The 17,614-nt window shown below is 39.8% G+C and carries 19 protein-coding genes; 3 read left to right on the top strand and 16 right to left on the bottom strand.

Going from position 1 to position 17,614, the window contains the following annotated elements; translation table 11 throughout:
* Positions 1-34 precede the first annotated feature (34 nt).
* The 5 genes from JTI58_RS18485 to JTI58_RS18465 all read right to left on the bottom strand — a co-directional run bounded on the left by JTI58_RS18485 (position 35) and on the right by JTI58_RS18465 (position 4,643).
* Positions 35-790 (bottom strand): ABC transporter ATP-binding protein, encoded by a 756-nt coding sequence (locus JTI58_RS18485; RefSeq protein ID WP_205442836.1) that lies wholly within the window; start codon positions 788-790, stop codon positions 35-37.
* Positions 791-795: 5 nt separating this feature from the next.
* Entirely contained in the window at positions 796-3,114 is a 2,319-nt protein-coding gene (locus JTI58_RS18480) for an ABC transporter permease (RefSeq protein ID WP_205442835.1), read from the bottom strand.
* Positions 3,115-3,170: 56 nt separating this feature from the next.
* On the bottom strand, positions 3,171-3,821 hold the full coding sequence (locus JTI58_RS18475; RefSeq protein WP_205442834.1) for a TetR/AcrR family transcriptional regulator: 651 nt from the start codon (positions 3,819-3,821) through the stop codon (positions 3,171-3,173).
* 119 nt (positions 3,822-3,940) lie between these two features.
* A complete protein-coding gene (locus JTI58_RS18470; protein ID WP_205442832.1) occupies positions 3,941-4,162 on the bottom strand; it encodes a helix-turn-helix domain-containing protein in 222 nt (73 codons plus the stop codon).
* 10 nt (positions 4,163-4,172) lie between these two features.
* On the bottom strand, positions 4,173-4,643 hold the full coding sequence (locus JTI58_RS18465) for a DUF2975 domain-containing protein (protein ID WP_205442831.1): 471 nt from the start codon (positions 4,641-4,643) through the stop codon (positions 4,173-4,175).
* A 165-nt stretch (positions 4,644-4,808) separates the two neighbouring features.
* Between JTI58_RS18465 and JTI58_RS18460 the strand changes: the two genes are divergently transcribed.
* The gene (locus JTI58_RS18460) at positions 4,809-5,357 is read left to right on the top strand and encodes a GNAT family N-acetyltransferase (protein WP_205442830.1); all 549 of its coding nucleotides are present in this window, start codon (positions 4,809-4,811) and stop codon (positions 5,355-5,357) included.
* 50 nt (positions 5,358-5,407) lie between these two features.
* Here the strand turns inward: JTI58_RS18460 and JTI58_RS18455 are convergent, their stop codons facing one another.
* From JTI58_RS18455 to JTI58_RS18445, 3 genes are all read right to left on the bottom strand, one after another.
* On the bottom strand, positions 5,408-6,856 hold the full coding sequence (locus JTI58_RS18455; RefSeq protein ID WP_205442828.1) for a GGDEF domain-containing protein: 1,449 nt from the start codon (positions 6,854-6,856) through the stop codon (positions 5,408-5,410).
* 221 nt (positions 6,857-7,077) lie between these two features.
* On the bottom strand, positions 7,078-8,265 hold the full coding sequence (locus JTI58_RS18450) for a hypothetical protein (RefSeq protein WP_205442826.1): 1,188 nt from the start codon (positions 8,263-8,265) through the stop codon (positions 7,078-7,080).
* Positions 8,258-8,764 (bottom strand): sigma-70 family RNA polymerase sigma factor, encoded by a 507-nt coding sequence (locus JTI58_RS18445; RefSeq protein WP_205442825.1) that lies wholly within the window; start codon positions 8,762-8,764, stop codon positions 8,258-8,260. The genes JTI58_RS18450 and JTI58_RS18445 overlap by 8 nt, the downstream gene beginning before the upstream one ends.
* 124 nt (positions 8,765-8,888) lie before the next feature.
* Between JTI58_RS18445 and JTI58_RS18440 the strand changes: the two genes are divergently transcribed.
* The gene (locus tag JTI58_RS18440; protein WP_205442824.1) at positions 8,889-9,314 is read left to right on the top strand and encodes a MerR family transcriptional regulator; all 426 of its coding nucleotides are present in this window, start codon (positions 8,889-8,891) and stop codon (positions 9,312-9,314) included.
* Positions 9,315-9,668, top strand: coding sequence for a DUF4260 domain-containing protein (locus JTI58_RS18435; protein ID WP_205442823.1), 354 nt, complete (start codon positions 9,315-9,317; stop codon positions 9,666-9,668). It begins immediately after the preceding gene.
* Positions 9,669-9,930: 262 nt separating this feature from the next.
* Here JTI58_RS18435 and JTI58_RS18430 read toward each other — a convergent pair whose 3' ends face one another.
* The 8 genes from JTI58_RS18430 to JTI58_RS18395 all read right to left on the bottom strand — a co-directional run bounded on the left by JTI58_RS18430 (position 9,931) and on the right by JTI58_RS18395 (position 17,517).
* Positions 9,931-11,706, bottom strand: a complete 1,776-nt coding sequence (locus tag JTI58_RS18430) for a cation:proton antiporter (protein ID WP_205442821.1) — start codon at positions 11,704-11,706, stop codon at positions 9,931-9,933.
* A gap of 103 nt (positions 11,707-11,809) precedes the next feature.
* On the bottom strand, positions 11,810-12,025 hold the full coding sequence (locus tag JTI58_RS18425; RefSeq protein WP_205442819.1) for a hypothetical protein: 216 nt from the start codon (positions 12,023-12,025) through the stop codon (positions 11,810-11,812).
* Between the two features lie 109 nt (positions 12,026-12,134).
* Positions 12,135-12,356, bottom strand: a complete 222-nt coding sequence (locus JTI58_RS18420) for a hypothetical protein (RefSeq protein ID WP_205442818.1) — start codon at positions 12,354-12,356, stop codon at positions 12,135-12,137.
* A gap of 9 nt (positions 12,357-12,365) precedes the next feature.
* Positions 12,366-13,439 carry a LolA family protein gene (locus JTI58_RS18415; RefSeq protein ID WP_243456118.1) on the bottom strand — a complete coding sequence of 358 codons (1,074 nt, stop codon included), beginning with the start codon at positions 13,437-13,439 and terminating at the stop codon, positions 12,366-12,368.
* Positions 13,436-14,884 carry a HAMP domain-containing sensor histidine kinase gene (locus JTI58_RS18410; protein ID WP_205442816.1) on the bottom strand — a complete coding sequence of 483 codons (1,449 nt, stop codon included), beginning with the start codon at positions 14,882-14,884 and terminating at the stop codon, positions 13,436-13,438. The genes JTI58_RS18415 and JTI58_RS18410 overlap by 4 nt, the downstream gene beginning before the upstream one ends.
* A complete protein-coding gene (locus JTI58_RS18405; protein ID WP_202341843.1) occupies positions 14,881-15,579 on the bottom strand; it encodes a response regulator transcription factor in 699 nt (232 codons plus the stop codon). The genes JTI58_RS18410 and JTI58_RS18405 overlap by 4 nt, the downstream gene beginning before the upstream one ends.
* Positions 15,580-15,864: 285 nt before the next feature.
* On the bottom strand, positions 15,865-16,881 hold the full coding sequence (locus JTI58_RS18400) for an inorganic phosphate transporter (protein WP_205442813.1): 1,017 nt from the start codon (positions 16,879-16,881) through the stop codon (positions 15,865-15,867).
* 15 nt (positions 16,882-16,896) lie between these two features.
* Positions 16,897-17,517, bottom strand: coding sequence for a DUF47 domain-containing protein (locus JTI58_RS18395; protein WP_004229078.1), 621 nt, complete (start codon positions 17,515-17,517; stop codon positions 16,897-16,899).
* Positions 17,518-17,614 lie beyond the last annotated feature (97 nt).

Below are 17,614 nucleotides of genomic sequence, written 5' to 3'. Positions count from 1 at the left end.
CCGTAATTTTAAAATCATTACGGATTTCTTCAAGCTAAATACCTATTTTTTGCATAGTAGAGACAACTTTGACCATTCGATCGTCTAAATCATTGCCTGTGAATTCAGGCAACCGCAGTTCATTCACAATAGCGCCATCAGACATAAAAAGGATACGCTCTGTTCTTGCAGCAATTTTTGGATCATGTGTCACAAGCATAACCGTTGTGCCTTCTCGATTAATGGCAACGAGTAAATCCATGATTTCCTGAGCAGACGTTGAATTTAAAGCGCCTGTGGGTTCATCTCCAAAAATGATTTGTGGGTTGCTAATCAAAGCGCGACAGATGCCTGCTCGTTGCAGCTGCCCTCCAGAAACCTGGGTAATATCTCGCTCTGCCAAATCTGCAATCCCCATTTTGTGCATGATTTGCAGCGCCCTTTCTGTCAAGGCCCTCACATTTTTTCGCTGATCACGCATGGCAGGTAACAGGATATTATCAAGGATATTCAGGCTTTTTAGAAAGGTCGGCTGCTGAAAAACAAAGCCCATTTTCGTTCTACGCAAATCAGCCAGTTCTTTGTCACTTAGTGCTGTTAAATCCATTCCATCAAAGATAACCTGACCATGATCAATACTGTCCATCCCACTAAGGGCATACAACAATGTCGATTTCCCACAGCCAGATGGCCCCATAATGGCAATAAACTCCCCTTGATTGATTGCCACTGAGACATTCATTAAAACCGGATGCTGGTCATTGCCTACTTGAAAAGACTTTGCAATTTGTTCTCCACTCACTATATTCATAGGTTCTACTCCTTCATATGTTCTATCATTTTTACCTGCCCTGCCCTTGACGTACCGAATAACGTGGCTAGCAGTACGACGCTTATAAGCGCTAGTGGGCAAAAAACATAGGCTGCTAGTGGATTAATCGTAAAATCAAATGATGCCGCCCCAAATGAGGCAATGACTGTACTTGTTAGAAATTCGCCTAGCGTGTTTGCGAGCAACGTCCCCATCGTAATGGCTAGCAGTAATACAAAAACCGAACGCGCCGCATATTGTGTAGCAATATCAGCATTCGTAAATCCTAAAGCTTTCATAATAGCGATAGGCGCTTGATCCTTCGTAATCAGCATATTCATAAATAATAATGTCACGAGCACACACAGCAATAGAGCTATGACGAGTGCTGCACGGGCTGCCTTTTCAATGGCATGAATCGTCGTACCAAATGTTTGATTGATATAATCATCAATCCCTGACACCTTGGCAAAAGAGAAAGTTTTTGCATATTCCGCCCTTTTATCTGTGACGAGTGATGGATCTGCCATCGTACTATAAATAACACTCCACATGCTTTCCGTAGAATGATCAGAGAAAGCTGCTTTAGCTGTCTTGCCGCCATTTGTAATATCTGAATAAATACCGCTGACCCTCAACTTTTTCTCCTCATCATTGAGGACCACTGCTATCTGATCGCCAACCTTTTTTTGAAGCTCCTCTGCATTGAGCACCGAAAGCGCTACTTCATTAGGGGCAACCGGTGCCTTACCATGCGCATATTCTAATGGGAAGATCGTATGGTTACCCAGCTCTATTTTTAGGTTTTGCGCTGATCCGTCCTCGGCAATCGTTGTGAACTTTTTCGTTGTCAAAACAGTGTAATTCTTGATGGCTGTGTCATGCTCAAGCGTATCGATCACCGCTGCCACCTGCTGTGCATTTTGCTTACCTTGTGGGATATCGATTCGGATGTCACTATCCCCAATACCCATATACGTAATAAAGCTTTTAGCCGCAATCGTGTTGTGTAGATTTTGAGGGACGATGATAATAAATGTTGCTAATAATAGCACGGCAAGCATTGTCGCATAAAGACTTTTTCGGGAGAGCACATCCTTCATACCAAGAAAAAGATTAATTGGAAGCCTTTTATTGGAGCTGAGGTTCAAAAATTTTGCATGTTGCACTTTACCTTGCGTTGTACCGAAGCGAATAGCCTGTGTGGCTGATAGCTTGCGAAACTGTTTCAATACTGAATGTACATAGCCCATTATCACCATAAATACGAGCATCAACCCGAGACCCGTGAACAGCCAAATTTGTGAGACATTGTCCGTTTCTCCCATGAACAAGCGAATATTTTCTAATAGCATATCTCGAAGCAAGAAAGAGCAGGCAAAACCAAGCAGGCAGCCAATTACAGCGATCACGCCATACTTGGCTAGATACATTTTCTGAATATCCCCAACGCGTAGGCCAATCGCTTTCATCACACCGATTTCTCGAGTATCCTCTTCCATTTTAGTGAGCAATGTAAAACGGATACACATAAAAGCAATAGCGACTACAAGGATGCTGATTAGTAGGATGACAGCAATCATGAGTCCATCCGATATGGCATTCAGCATTTGAAAAAGCTGGTACGTAATGGTCGGTCCGTTTGCTTCGAGCCCTGCCCCCATATAGGCTTCTTCAAAACTCTTTAAATCCGCCAAATTTTTTAAACGAAACTCGATTAAGTATTCAACTGTGCCCGCTCCCTGGATTGCTGCATAATCTTGTTCACTGACAAGAAAGCGTTTAGATGAAGCTAGCATAGAATTCATCTGTGAATCCCTTAGAAACCCAGCTATTGTAAAGGTTTGATCATGGACCACCACACTATCACCCAAGTCGGCAATGCCGTCCTTCCAATAGCTTACAGGTACATAAATGTCACCATTGGATACTTCAATCACGTTTCCATCAAGGTCCAGTAAGTAATCAAATTGCTCACTTTGCGTGCTAAAACCATTGTCCTGCACACTATGTGCCAAAGTGGTACCCGCAATATTAATCTTCGAGCCCTCTACATCTAGAAATTCATTCATTTGAAATTCATCTACATATTCATTTTGCTCTGCAAATTCAGTGAGCTGCACTTGGTCGATTTCCCCTGCATGCATTTGGAGAAAATGCGACGTTTCTGCTTGCTTCATCAGCGTATCAATTGCACTTGTCAAATGGACGATCAGTACTGCTGATAATGTGACAAGCAAAGCCGCTGCCGCCACAAATAATGTTGTCATACCTGTTATTAGCTTGCTATTTGCCATATCATTGCGCACAATTTTCCAATACATAGGTCACCTCTTTGTAAGTTGTTAACTGGCGTCAAACCTAACAATACCTAAAAAAATTAGTTCGAACTGCCTTCCTCTTCATTCCCAAACATTTGCATCATATACAGTAAGCTACCACTTTCCACTCCTAGCATTCGTTCAATATTAAACATCAATGCTGGGATACGGGTAGCTCGTTCCTCATCTGTCATCAAGACAAGATCATCATCGAATACCGTATTGGTATAAGCGATTATCATTTCCATGCACTCATAGGGGTAGGGTGTTTGGTAAATACCTTGCTCAATGCCCTCACGAATAATGGACGTGAGGATCGGCGGTACTTGATTGATGACCACCTGCTGTATCTTGCGATGCATCAAAGCATTTTGTGGCTTATGAACATGCTCCATCATTTCCTGTCCACCATGTTCATTTTGCATATTCAATGCCATGACAACGCGCAATATACGTTCATTTACAGCGATGCTTGTGTCTGCTGCAACGGTTTTTGCCTTTGCGAGCATCGAGCTTGTATAACGCTCAATCAGTGCATCCATAATATCTTCCTTGGATTTAAAATGATAATAAAGGGTGCCTCGAGCAATACCTACTTTTTCCAAAATATTACTGGTACTAGTGCCGTCAAACCCCTTCTGCGTAAATAATTCATCCGCTGCATCTAATATTTCATTTCTGCGCTCATCTGCTTTTTTCATTTCCCTCATCAAGACAACTCCTTATAATAGACCGACTGCCTGTCAATTTATCTTACCTTTATCCTAGCATAGGACGACTTCTGTTGGCAATAATTTCTACAAAAAAAGAATCTGCTTTACGCAGATCCTTATTTTTGTAGGTCCTCGTTCTTTCGATATTCCAAAATATCGCCAGGCTGGCAATCCAATGCCTCACAAATAGCCTCTAATGTTGAAAAGCGGATGGCTTTGGCCTTGCCGTTTTTTAAAATCGAGAGGTTTGCCATCGTGATGCCAACCTTTTCTGAAAGCTCTGTTACACTCATTTTTCGTTTCGCCAGCATTACATCAATATTAATGATCATTGCCATAGTATTCACCTCAAACCGTTAGATCATTTTCTGATTTGATATCGATGGCATTTTTAAGAAGCTTTTGCAGCACAGCAGCAAAGACTGCCACGACAAAGGAAGCAAAAATAATGACCATTCCGATAAGTATAAGACCTGGTGCATCGTCTACTTCTGCAGCATAGTATATCAGTGGCATGCCAACCACGTAAACACTACTAATAATAATTGCACAATATTTGATCTTGATTAAAGCTTTCACTGACAGCTCTGAAAATGCAATGTTTTGGTCAATATAGCTTAGTAGTTTGATTGTCGTAAATAGAGCAACAAAATAAGCGATGGCCGTTGCATAGACGCCAATTAAAGCAACAATGGTTAGGACCGGAGAATGCCCCACTGTACCCAAAGCAACACGAGGCACCACCCATATACATAAGGCAAGAACGGGTATGCCTATTAGAAAAACAGCTATCTTTAAAAAGAGCGTTTCTCGTTTCATCTTACGCACCTCTTTTATTTATTCTCCCGTTAAATTTACCACAAAATTTATCGTTTTTCAATAAATTTTTATTCCAATTCAAGATGTTATTAGATACCCAATATTTGGTTTACTTTACTTTTTATTGTGCTATAATCAATCCAACCAACGAAAAGGGGGCATTCGATGATTTATTCACCTACAGAAAAAACGATTGAAACTCCGCGTTTAATACTTCGACTTTTTACAGATGCAGATGCACAAGAAGTAAGTGTTTTATGTAACAATTATGCGATTTATAAAAGCACGCTGAATTTACCTTATCCTTATACATTAGAATGTGCATTGTCATGGATTTCCACGCATCAACAAAACTTTGAGGAAAATCGAAGTTACGAATTTGCGATAACAGACAAACACAGCGGACAATTATATGGAGCGATAGGGCTGTCAAATCAATCTCAACATCAAAGGGGAGAAATCGCTTATTGGATTGGAGAGTCCTATTGGGGAAATGGCTACGGAACAGAGGCGGCTCAAGCGATTATCGAATTTGCCTTTCAGGAGAAGCAGTATCATCGTATTTATGCCCAGTATTTTCAATCCAATCCCGCATCAGGGAAAATCATGGAGAAATGCGGCATGCGCTATGAGGGAACATTAAAGGATCATGTTTATAAAAACGGTACTTTTGAAGATATTGTGTTTTACGGCTTGCTTAATCCATCACACTAGCAACACTTCACGAAAGAGGCACTTCTTCTGTAGATTTGCCTCTCTCTCTTTTAAATACCATTTCCCACATCGCAATATTGGTTATAGTGCGTAATTTGGTTGCGGCCGTTACGCTTTGACTTATAAAGCGCTTCATCCGCATGCTGAATGAGCTCCTCTACTTTCTGAATTTTGCCATGATTGTTCGTACTGACACCAATACTGAATTCCAACTGAACGGTTTGATTGTTCACGGTAAGTGACAGTGCCGTTAAGGTTTGATACAGGTTGTCGGCCAACGTTTGCACCGATTCACCTTCCTTTACTTGACTCAACACAATAAATTCATCTCCACCAAAACGGGCGACAATGGACGCAAAGGGCTGAAAAAAGTCCTGTAATGTTTTGGCTGTATTCGTCAACGCATCATCGCCAAATAAATGGCCATTCATATCATTGATTTCTTTAAAATGATCTAAATCCACCATCATCAAGGCCAATTGCTGATGACTTTCAGCAGCTTTTTCGACCATCATTTTAGCCTGTTCATCAAAATAGCGACGATTGTAGATATTCGTCAAAGGATCGATATAGGCATTTTTTTCAAATTGCTTCTTATGATCGTTATATTCCATCTCAAACAATACATGTGAATAGTTTTCACGCTGAATTTCTAACAAAATATTAATATATTCCTTTTGTATCGCGCATAACACGATTTTATTGCCTTGCTCCTCAATTAGCTTCACTAACGAATTATAAATTAATTGAAGCAAGGAAAGATCATTGTTTTGCAAAGCATAATGCTTCGTCTTTTGGTATAAATCTATGGCCTCACTTACACGTCCCTGTCTTTCACATAGGAAGGCATAGGCATTGAGAACCTCCAGTTGTACTTTCGAATAAGGTGGATGATGAATCGTTGCCATTAATTCTTGTAATATTGTATTGGCTTCTTCAAATTCTTCAAGCCAAATAAGCGCCACAGCTAGGTTCGTCTTCGGATGGATAATCCCTGTATAAGGCTCTTTATGCTTCATTTCAAACGCATTGGCGTAGTATAAACTCTTTAAGGCAAATTCCTTAGCTGTCCGATAGCTACCCATGGATATATCTAAGTCGCTCAGATTGTTGTAGATTTTCCCCATGCTCTCCACATGCTGAATCGTTTCAGCAATTTTTAAGCCTTTCAACATCAACTCTTCTGATTTTTTTAAATGACCAAATGTTCCCCAATAAATGGCCGCTAAATTGTAATATTGAATTAAATCAATATCATTGCCATGTTGAAAAGTTAACTCACGATATTGTTCAAGAACGCTTATAGAAAGCTGTAGATCACCCGTTTGAAAATAACTGGCACAGCTATAACGTAATAGAAGAATAGCCTTATCATACATTTCAAGCTTAATGGCACTTTCAATTGCGGCACTACTTATTTCTATATATTCTAAAAAACGATCCGCATTATATAACTCATTCAGCGTAATCCATAATTCTTCAAATTCTTGTGCGTTCATACCGCCCCTCCTTTTCTTCATCCCTACTTCTTTAATACTACATTTGCCCTTGAAATATTACAATTCTTTGGACTCATTTATTTTTTCGATATTAAGTAATTCATCCTAATGTTGAAAATTATTGTGTATTTTATCCTAGATTTTAAAAAAGGTTATTTTAACATGGTACTTTCACTATAATTTTCTCCAAAATAAAAAACAAGCCTCTTTCAAGAGACTTGTTAATCTTCTATACCTAGGATGGCTTTTAATTCCTTCGCTCTGCTGGCACTCAACTGAATTTCTCCGCTCCCTACCTTTTGAAGATAAAGGGAACCACCATAGCCCCTCCACATTTCAATACGGACACCTTCTATTTCAAATGAATAGTCGGGTGGTCTTTTCATATAATTTGCAGTCTTCCAAGGAATATCGTGTAAAAACTCAGCGACCTCTTTGTCATTTTCCAGCTCAAGTATCCTTGTAACGGTTGGCTCTAATTTTTCCAATTTTGATAATAAACCATATTTTCTTACGACTCCGTCTTCCTCAATGCTCCCTGTTCCCATTGAAGTTAAAGTAATATAATCTCCCTGCTCGACAGGAAATTCATCCAGCACAGGATACCAATCGGCTTGTTCATATTTTTCACTAAGCTGTTCCTCCGTCATATGCTCAAGATTCTCAGGAATCACCCCTTCAATAAATAAGAAAACATTCGATTCAACCTTTGCAACTGTTCCGACCATTGAAGCACCATGTGAGCTGGTACGTATTACAATGTTATGTTCCTTTTGAAAGGCTGTTGCCTGCTCAGTATAATGCGCTTGGAAGTACCGTTTGGCATCAATATTGGCTACCTCTTGGTAAGCATAAAAAGTTGGATATTTTTCTTTATATAAGGCATATAGTTTCGTTCTCGTTGTATACATCGGCAGAAGGGGTTCGAGAAATGTTTCAACATACTGTTTCGGTGCTAATCCTTGAAAAAGTGCTTCGTATTCAGATGACTGATAAAGCATTTCCAACTGTTCTACTTGCTTCTTTCTCTCCATCTCAAGCTCTGCCTTTGAATAATCAATCCCTAATGATGTCGCAAAATAGTAGGCGGCAACGAGCTTCTCATATGAAAGGTAGGACTCCTCCTTATAAAATTCCTGCTCTTTCCCTGGCCACATGGTCTGATTAATACGTTCGAAGTGCTCAAGCTGCCTTTCATGAAATAGTGAGGACGTTTGCTTTGGTTCGTTCGTAAGAAGCTGCACCATCACAAACCCTGCCATACAAAGTGTCAGTACGACGGTTAATAGGGTGAATCGAAAAGGCTTCCTTCTATTGATAGACTGTTGTAGCACATGTTTTTTAACACGCTCTTTGCTTGCTGTCATATCACCCGCTACTTTGAGTAATTCCTTGTGTATCTCATTCATGTCTAAGCACCTCCCATTCTTCCTGCTTCAGATGAGGCTTTAATGCTTCTCTTGCCCGTCTCAATCTTGTCTTCACCGTATTCTCAGCAATGCCTAGTAGCTGGGCAATATCATGAATCTTCATTTCTTCAAAATAATAAAGAATGATGGGCTCCCGATAGGTTAGTGATAGCTTTAAAATAGCTGCCCCAATTTGAGAACGTTCCTCTGCTGCCACAAGCTCATCCCGTTGTTTATTCCCCTGCACAGGAAATATTTTTTCTTGTAATAGTAACTTTTTATAATGCCAGCTTTTTAAATAATCCTTGCTTTGATTAATCGTTAGTGTCGATAAATACGCACGTAACTGCCCTCGTTCTTCATAGCCACGCTGAGAAAATTTAATAAAGACCTCTTGCACAATATCCTCAGCAGTTTGTCGGTTCTTCACATAAAAATAGGCGAGACGTAATAAATGCGTTGCATGTTCTTCGATCATTTCTTCAAGTATGCCGTCCACCTCCCCTTCTTACACTATAAACGACTGCCACTGACTGACCGTTTCATTTTTTTCAACTTTTTTCCTCCAGCACCTTGACCTTGGAGTATACTCCAATGTTAGGATGATTTTAGGAGGTACTTACATGAAAATTAAACAATTCGCCGAGAAATTTCAATTAACAACCGATACCGTTCGCTACTATGAAAAAGAGGGACTCTTACATCCTCAAAAACAAGACAATGGCTACCGTGTGTATGATGCCATGTGTGAACATACAATGAAATTTATTATCGTCTTACGCCAGCTAGGCTTTACGCTACAAGAAATTAAACATTTACTGACACTCGAACAAAAGCCTATTTCAACAGCGTGTAATGAAGAAACGGTTCAGCTATTTTCCACAAAGATTGCCCAAATCGAGCAGCAACTACGATTCTATCAGCATGCGCTTCAATCGTTACAACTGACAAAAATGTTAATGGCTGACGGACAGTTTGAAAAAAATCAAGAAAAAATTACCTCACTCATTGAGGATATGTATCAAAATTTACTGGAAGGTCGTGGTTAAATGAAATTACGTCAAATCATCTCTTTCGAATATCTCATTGCCTTTATCATCACCGTCTTTTTCTTTGGGCATCTCGATTTTTCATGGCTTTATTTTATTGTGTTTTTATTGCTTCCTGACATCACAATGGTTGGGTATCTCATCAATACAAAAATAGGCGCTCTTTTCTATAATATAGGACATAGCTTTGTGCTACCTGCCGTGTTGATGGTCTTTGGTTTACTAACGTCTACACCCATACTTTTGATGGCTACCCTCATTTGGCTCGCCCATATTTTCTTAGATCGTGCACTTGGCTATGGTTTAAAATATGATGACGCTTTTAAGAAGACGCATTTACAGCAGATTGCGTAATGAGGAGGAAAGTATGAATAGCCATTTAACACTGCGATTTTTAGTAGAAACGGGTTAGAAAAATCTCCTAATTAAATGCTCTCTTGGGGTGGGATTACCATTATTCATCATCGGGATATGGAGTTGCTCTCTTTAAGCTAGCTGTTCTTGTTTTGTATAAAACAGGCAGAACACTAATTGCAAGCATGGTCATTTTCAGTCAACTAGTCTCCTTTCTCTTGCATCAAAAAACCAGCCGCCCTGCACAAACAGTTGGCTGGTTTTAGCTAATTAAACTAATAATAGTATGTGGTTCATGTTTTATATCGTCATATTTATTGACCATATCCAACACGATAGCTCCATCCTGTGTTATAGCATACACCCAGACGGCATGAGGATTTTGTTCTACATAATCCTTCCATGTAAATACTTCTGTAATTTTCGTTTGACGAAGTTGTGCACCTTGCTCTATCAGTTCATTGAGCTGATGAATATCATGCTGTGCATCGACAAGAAGCTGTCCCCCGTACTTCCGTGAGTAATTTTTAGGGTCTGTAGAATGTAAAGCCGTTTGAAAAATATTGAGACGCCCTAATTCTGGAACAAAGTCTGCACAAACAAGGACATTATAGGCGTCCTGCTTTGTTGCTACAATTAGTTGATCATATGGGGATAAATCAACATAAAACTCAGTATGCTCGCTTAAAATATCACCTGTTTCCGTCTTAATACCATTTTGTCGAGCATCAGATAAATCTTCCCATGCACGATCCATCATCAACACATCAATTCCGTTATTTTGCAGGGACGTTGCGAGCTGTGTTGTAAATGGAGAAGCGCCTACAATCACAATACCTTTCCCAGTGGAAGCTTGTAGCTCTAATTTTTTCGCAAGCCAGCCAATGCTAAAGCCATGGGCAACCACTGTCGCAAAAACAAGTGCTAATGTGAGCGCTGTTAATAATTGTGCACTTTGAAAACCTACGTCTTGTAGTGCCGTTGTAAAGTAACCTGAAACGGTTAATGCTACAATCCCTCTCGGTGCAATCCACCCAATTAAGGCCCGTTCTTCCAATGTTAAGCCCGTATTAATGGTCGCAATCCAAATCGATAACGGTCGAACAATAAACATCATTGCTAGCACGAATAGTAGCATACGCCAATCAACGATTTGCCATAACGTATCGATGGTTAAAGACGACGTCAGCATAATAAAGACACTTGAAATTAAAATAACCGAAATATTTTCTTTAAAATGCAACAGCTCATGATGACTTGTTAAATGCATATTGGCCATCACAAGCCCCATCACTGTCACAGCCAATAAGCCCGTCTCGTGCATGATGGCATCGCTTAGGGCAAAAACAAGTAAAATAGTAGCAAGTAACAGAGGTGATTTCAAAAACTCTGGAATTAAACCACGCTCCAAGCATTGCCCCATTACATAACCGACGACCCCTCCTAACAGGGCGGCTAAAAAGGCGGAAACAAAGAAAACGGTAAGGGATGTCCCACCTTCTAAATGATATATGCCCAAAACGACCTGATACGCAAATAGCGCTAACAACGCGCCAAAAGGATCTACAACAATTCCTTCCCATTTTAAGATAGCTGCTGGTCGCTCCTTCAATTTTGCCTGTCTCAATAAAGGCAAAATAACGGTTGGACCTGTTACAATAAATAATCCACCAATGACAAAAGAAACTGGCCATGATAGCCCTGCAACAAAATGCGCGGCAGTAGAGCCTGCAATCCAAGCGATGGCTGCCCCTACTGTAGAAATACGTAATATAGACTTCTTAAAGCCACGTATTTCTCGAAAATCAAGGCTTAAACTTCCTTCAAATAATATAACGGCAACTGCCAGAGAAATAATGGTATGAAAAATAGGTCCAAATGTCTCTTTTGGAGACACTAACCCTGTAAACGGACCAATAATTAGCCCAGCAATACTCATAATGACAATGGCAGGCATACGAAAACGCCATGCTAACCACTGTGAAAACAAACCGATAAAAATAATAAAAGGTAACTGAAATAGTAAATTGTCAAACATATGTATCACCTACATTATCTTAGGATAAATATATATTCCCTAATTTTAGAATGACTAAACCTGCTACCTTATATTCTGTACGCATTGTGCCAAAATTATCACTTTACCTCATCATGATCATGAACGTAATCACATTATAAAGCGCTGGCGCAACCAAAGCGAACGCTAAACACACCACTGCTGCCCGTTTTGTGTTCTTAATATCACGGTCATCGCCTGTCTTTAGATGATGAAAATAAGTTAGTGTGAAATAAAAGCATAAAATCATAAACAAGGGGAAAAAGAGTTGTTGAGCAAAGCCATGTAGAAATGTAGCCATTGATGAAAACTCCTATAAGTATCCTCTTTATATAAATATTGTAATATACGAACAATATTCCCGCCATAAAAAAAGCAGGATCCTCCACGCTGACCCTGCTCCTAATTATTTAGATGAATCGTTTTAACAATGATTCATATAGACCCACCATTAATAATCCAATTAATATTGGAATGAGGGATGTAAAACTGAAATAAAAGCCTACGTCCTGATATTGTCCCGTAAAGTGAAATTGTAGCCAAGTCACCTCATATGTTTCTCCTACCCCATATAGGAAAATAGTGGTAAATAAAAATAATGCCAGATATTTTAGTCCTTGCGCTTTTTTCATAGTATCACCTCATTGTACAACGGTCATTTGTTGCGCATAGCTTAAAAGATCCTCAACTGTTAATGCTGGATTTTGCCCAACCATACTATATTGGTAGCCGTTTTCTTGCCAAGCAAGGGAACGGAAATTTTCACCATCCATAACTGTGCCTTTTTGTCCACGAATATCTATTTCTTTTTCATTTAGAATGGGACCAATATCTGCAACGCTAGCATCTGCTTTAAAAATCGTGACAAAAAAGGCTAACTCTCCATCTAAAACATAATCGAAAGAGTATTCTGGTCGTTCCTCTATCCCTTTAACCATGGTTATGTTATCTAACGTTAGACCATTTACTTCTGGCACTAATAAAAACTTTTCAAGCTGCTGCTTTACGTCGTCTAAAGAAATGGATGCTGAAGTGTCCTGTCCGCTAATTTCCTGAATCGTTACATCCTTTGGAAGATCTAGTGTAAATTGTTGAGCATCTATTTTTTCACCAAAATTAAGCTTAGAATACTCAGTGATCATATGAGTACCTGCACTATCTGTCTTCATTTTTAATGTCAGCCAAGTTTTTTTGTCAATCCATGCTTCGATATCTCCAAATAACGATTCCGTTTTCTTCGTTTTTGCGACGATTTTATAGGTATCTCTACCTGCAACCTTCTCTTCTCCTGCTATCTTAATATCATGCGTATCTTTAACCATATTAAAAATAAGCTGTACCTGATCTTTAGGTGATTGCAAGCTGTCTAATTCATGTTGTGAATAATCCATTGTGTAGGCTGTCTTTTCAGTGACATCATAGCTAATCACTTTAGCGTCATTTTTGACTGTGATAACATGTTCTCCATTATCACCTGTCATTTCTATCCGTCTATTGCTATCCTTTACCCATTCCTTCACTTGAGCTTTACCACCTAGCTCTCCCATATCTAACGTATATTCGCCATAGTAAGTGAGTGGCTCTTTCGATTCTTGAAGGGCTTGGTCGATAATTTCCTGAGGTGTATAAGATGCCTCTGAATTACAGCCCACTAAACTAAATGTCATCACAGCAATTAAGCCTGCTGCTTGGCAAGATTTTTTCCAATTCATCATTCATTTACTCCTTTATAAGGTGGTAGCCAGCAAATTACCGCTGTTCCAATGTTCTCTCTAGAAAGCAGTTCGACAGTGCCACCATGTTTTTCAATAATTTGTTTTGTAATATTTAAGCCTAGTCCTGTTCCTCGTTCACCAGCCTTTGATCTCGCATAATCTGCTTGATACATAGGCTCGAATAATTTTACAATGTCCTGCTGTGGTATACCTCTTCCGTGATTTTGTACAATGATATACATTCCCTCTTGCTTGTTTAAAGCCGACTTCAAGAAGTCAAAGCCCCATTTGGGATCGTTTCCAGCCTTGACTGCCGCTAAGCAGATTGTTGTCCCCTTTTCCCCATAACGCCATGCATTGTTTAATAAATTATCAATGACACGCTGAAGTTGTTTAGGATGCACAGCATAGAGCCCATCTACGGCACAGAAGACTTTTAATGTAAATCCTTCTTCCTCACATAAAGGTTCATAGTCAGACAGGGCCATGTCAAAAAATTCTTCTCCATCCACAGCAATGAGCTCTAATGTATAGTTCGTTGATTGAAGTAATGTAAACATCATTAAATCCTCTAGCATATGCTTCATCCGATCTGCCTTCGTAACGATGACCTGCTGATATTCTGCCTCCTGCTGTTCTGACAAGCCTTTATTTTGTAAAGATTCCGCATAGGCTTGGATGGCTGTAAGGGGTGTTTTCAAATCATGGGAAATACTTGCAATCATCATTTCTTTTTGCTGTTGTTCCGCTTTTAAAGAAGCTCGAGTCTTTTCAATTTCATCCTGCATCGCCTCAAATGTTTTGGCGAGTGCCCCAATCTCATCTTTTCTTACGCTTAGATTTGATTTAACATGCTGACCTTTCGCAAAATTACGCATTTGCTGCATCAGTTCACGTAATGGCCGATTCAGTTTCCGATGAAGCAACAAGATGACAGTTAAATAAATGATAAGAAATAACAGGATCGTGCTTGCGATGACGAGCCACGAACGCTTTTCTACACCCTTTACCCAATCTGTTCGTAGTAATTGAATTTCATAGATGCCAAGCAAATCACCTTTTAGATATACAGGCTCCTTGTATGTAAAGGCGTTATATGCTTGCTGTAAATCATATAAACCATTTAACATGCGCTCTTTCCCTACATAGCCCGTTAGCAAGGGGTTGGAGGAATATAAAACATAGCCAGATTTCGTATAGAGGGTAATCGCCAGCTGCTCATTGGTAAGTTCCTCTATTTCCTCAAAATCGGCATTTTTTTGATAAAGCACTGGATTGTCAAGGACATCTTTTACCTGATTTAGCTCTGTCCACTTGTCAAAGTACTCCGCCACATTTTTATCTTGGTAATAAGCATTAATCCACACATAAAGGCTATAAGCCCCTACTATGGGTAATACCATTACAATAAAAAACATAATTAGTAACCACGCTTTTATTTTCATAATGGTTCACCAATAAAACGGTAGCCCTTACCCCACACAGTTTGAATGAAATTTGGGTTTTTCACAGAATCCTTGAGCTTTTCTCGCAAAGCCTTAATATGCACTGTGACAGTATGAGTGTCCTCTAACGTTGCTTGCTGCCAAATATGCTGATACAGTTCTTCTTTTGTAAAGGTTTGACTCGGATTTTTAGCTAGCAGCCTAACAAGAGCAAACTCCTTTTGAGTTAATGCAATTTCTTGCTGATAAACACATACTATTTGTCGTTGCCAATCTATTGTTAATCCATTCGCATAGGCAGTATGCTCTTCTATCACGTCTTGCTTGTGGTAGCGTCGCCAGCGTCTAAGGTGAGAGGCAACTCGTGCCTTTAATTCTTCTAAGCTAAATGGTTTAGCGATATAATCGTCTGCCCCCTGCAAGCCCTCCACTTTATCCGCATCTTCCTTGCGGGCACTCATCATTAGGATCGGCACATCACTCTCCCAACGGATATTTTGACAAACCGTTAACCCATCCATTTCTGGCAGCATCCAATCCACTAGCACTAAATCGAAAGGTTGCGTTTGAAAATCTGCCAGTCCCTCAAGGCCCGTAGTAGCCCATGTCACATAATAGCCTTCCTGCTCTAGCGTATCCTTCACAATGCGTCCAATTGCTGTATCATCCTCAATCAGTAGTAACTTTTCCTTCATCATTTTCCTCCTGTATTCACCTTACTACGGAAAAAACGATTTTCTCCGAACTTTACACTTTCTTTATAATTACCTTAGAGCGTATCCGCACTTTACACAAGTGGCGGAGGCTACCGATTTCACCGAAGCAGTTTTTCTTCCTGCCCGGGCTATCCGCCACTTTTGTGGGGCTATCCTTCACTTTGCCGCTCCTATCCGCTACATCCTTCATTTCTATCCTATCACCTGCTTCCATTTTCCAGCACAAAAAAAGGAATGCACTGTGATTGTGCATTCCTTAGCGAACTAGAAAAATAAACTTAAAATATAGTAAATCAATGCTGCCATGACAGCAGAGATTGGCATCGTGATGACCCATGTTGTAACGATTTTGCGTGCCATTCCCCATTTTACCCCTTTAACACGGTGTGCTGTTCCGACACCCATGATGGATGAAGAAATAACATGTGTTGTGGATACAGGTAAATGGATTAATGTTGCACCAAAGATAATCGATGCAGAAGCTAAGTCTGCCGCTACCCCGTTCACTGGGCGGATTTTCATGATTTTACCGCCAACGGTTTTGATAATTTTATAACCACCGACAGAAGTACCAAGACCCATCGCAGTTGCTGCTGCAAAACGTACCCAGAATGGAATATCATCTCCCTGGTGTAGGCCGCCTGCGATTAACGCGAGGGTAATAATCCCCATCGCCTTTTGCGCATCATTTGTCCCGTGTGTAAAGGATTGCAAGGCTGCTGTCCCAATTTGCATTGTGCGGAAGCCTTTATTCGTGCGATATAAATTCATATCTTTGAAGATGACCTTCATTAAGGTCATCATCAGGAAACCAGCGGCGAACGCTAGTAATGGTGAAAAAATAAGTGCTTGAAGAATTTTAATAAACCCAGCATAGTTCAAAATATCCAATCCTGCTGCGGCAATAGCTGCCCCTGCAACAGAACCAATCAATGTATGAGAAGAACTCGATGGAATCCCAAAATACCATGTTAATAAATTCCATGTAATCGCAGATAATAGGGCTGCTAAAATCACAACAGAACCTGTAATATCGCCATCATAGGCATTTAAAGAAAATGGGTCCACAATATCTTTTGTTAAGGCTTTGGCTACCCCAACGAAGGTAATCGCTCCGACGAAGTTCATAACCGCTGCCATGTACACCGCAGTACGTGGCTTTAAGGCACGGGTTGATACAGAAGTAGCAATGGCATTTGCTGTATCATGGAAGCCGTTAATAAAGTCGAACACAAGTGCGAAAATAACGACTAATATGGTGATTAATAAGATCGTATCCATTTCGTACACTCCATCTTATGCATTACGCATAATTATTGTTTCAATTGTGTTTGCTACTGTTTGACAGCTGTCCGCGATATCTTCAAATTGCTCATAAATATCCTTGAAGACAATCAGACGCATTGGATCTTTTTCTTGGATGAATAATTGCTTCATCGAAGAACGGAAAATTTCATCACATTCACGTTCATTGTCCTTGATTTGAATAGCATGTTTACGCATTTCCACAAGCTTTTTACTATTTAACAATTCCATGGCTTGTACCATTTCGTCTGTGCTCTTCGCAATATATGTGAGGAATTGACGCATTGGCTCTGTTACTTCTGTTAAGTTGTACATATTGAAGTGCGCAATACAGCCTTCCATCCCATCAATTACATCATCCAATTTATTCGCTAAGGCTAAAATATCTTCACGCTCAATTGGCGTCATAAAGGATTTATTCAGCATGACAATGAGCTCATGGATTAATTTGTCGCCACTTGTTTCGTATTGCTTCATTGTGTCTGCAATTTCTTTTAGCGCATCTATATCTTGAATACGGGCATTATGAGCATAATAAATACCTTCATTCACGTTTTTCGCGATTTTTAATAATGACTGAAAAAATGGATCTTGCTTATTTGAGTTGAACATCCTGTTCCTCCTGTTGAAAATATATTGTCGATTTCTGAACCATCATAACAAAACATTTACACAATTCTACAAAATTTTAAACACGTAGCTGTTGATT

Source organism: Lysinibacillus fusiformis, from assembly GCF_016925635.1.
Taxonomy (GTDB): Bacteria; Bacillota; Bacilli; order Bacillales_A; family Planococcaceae; genus Lysinibacillus; species Lysinibacillus fusiformis_F.
This window is presented reverse-complemented; position numbering and strand designations above follow the sequence as displayed.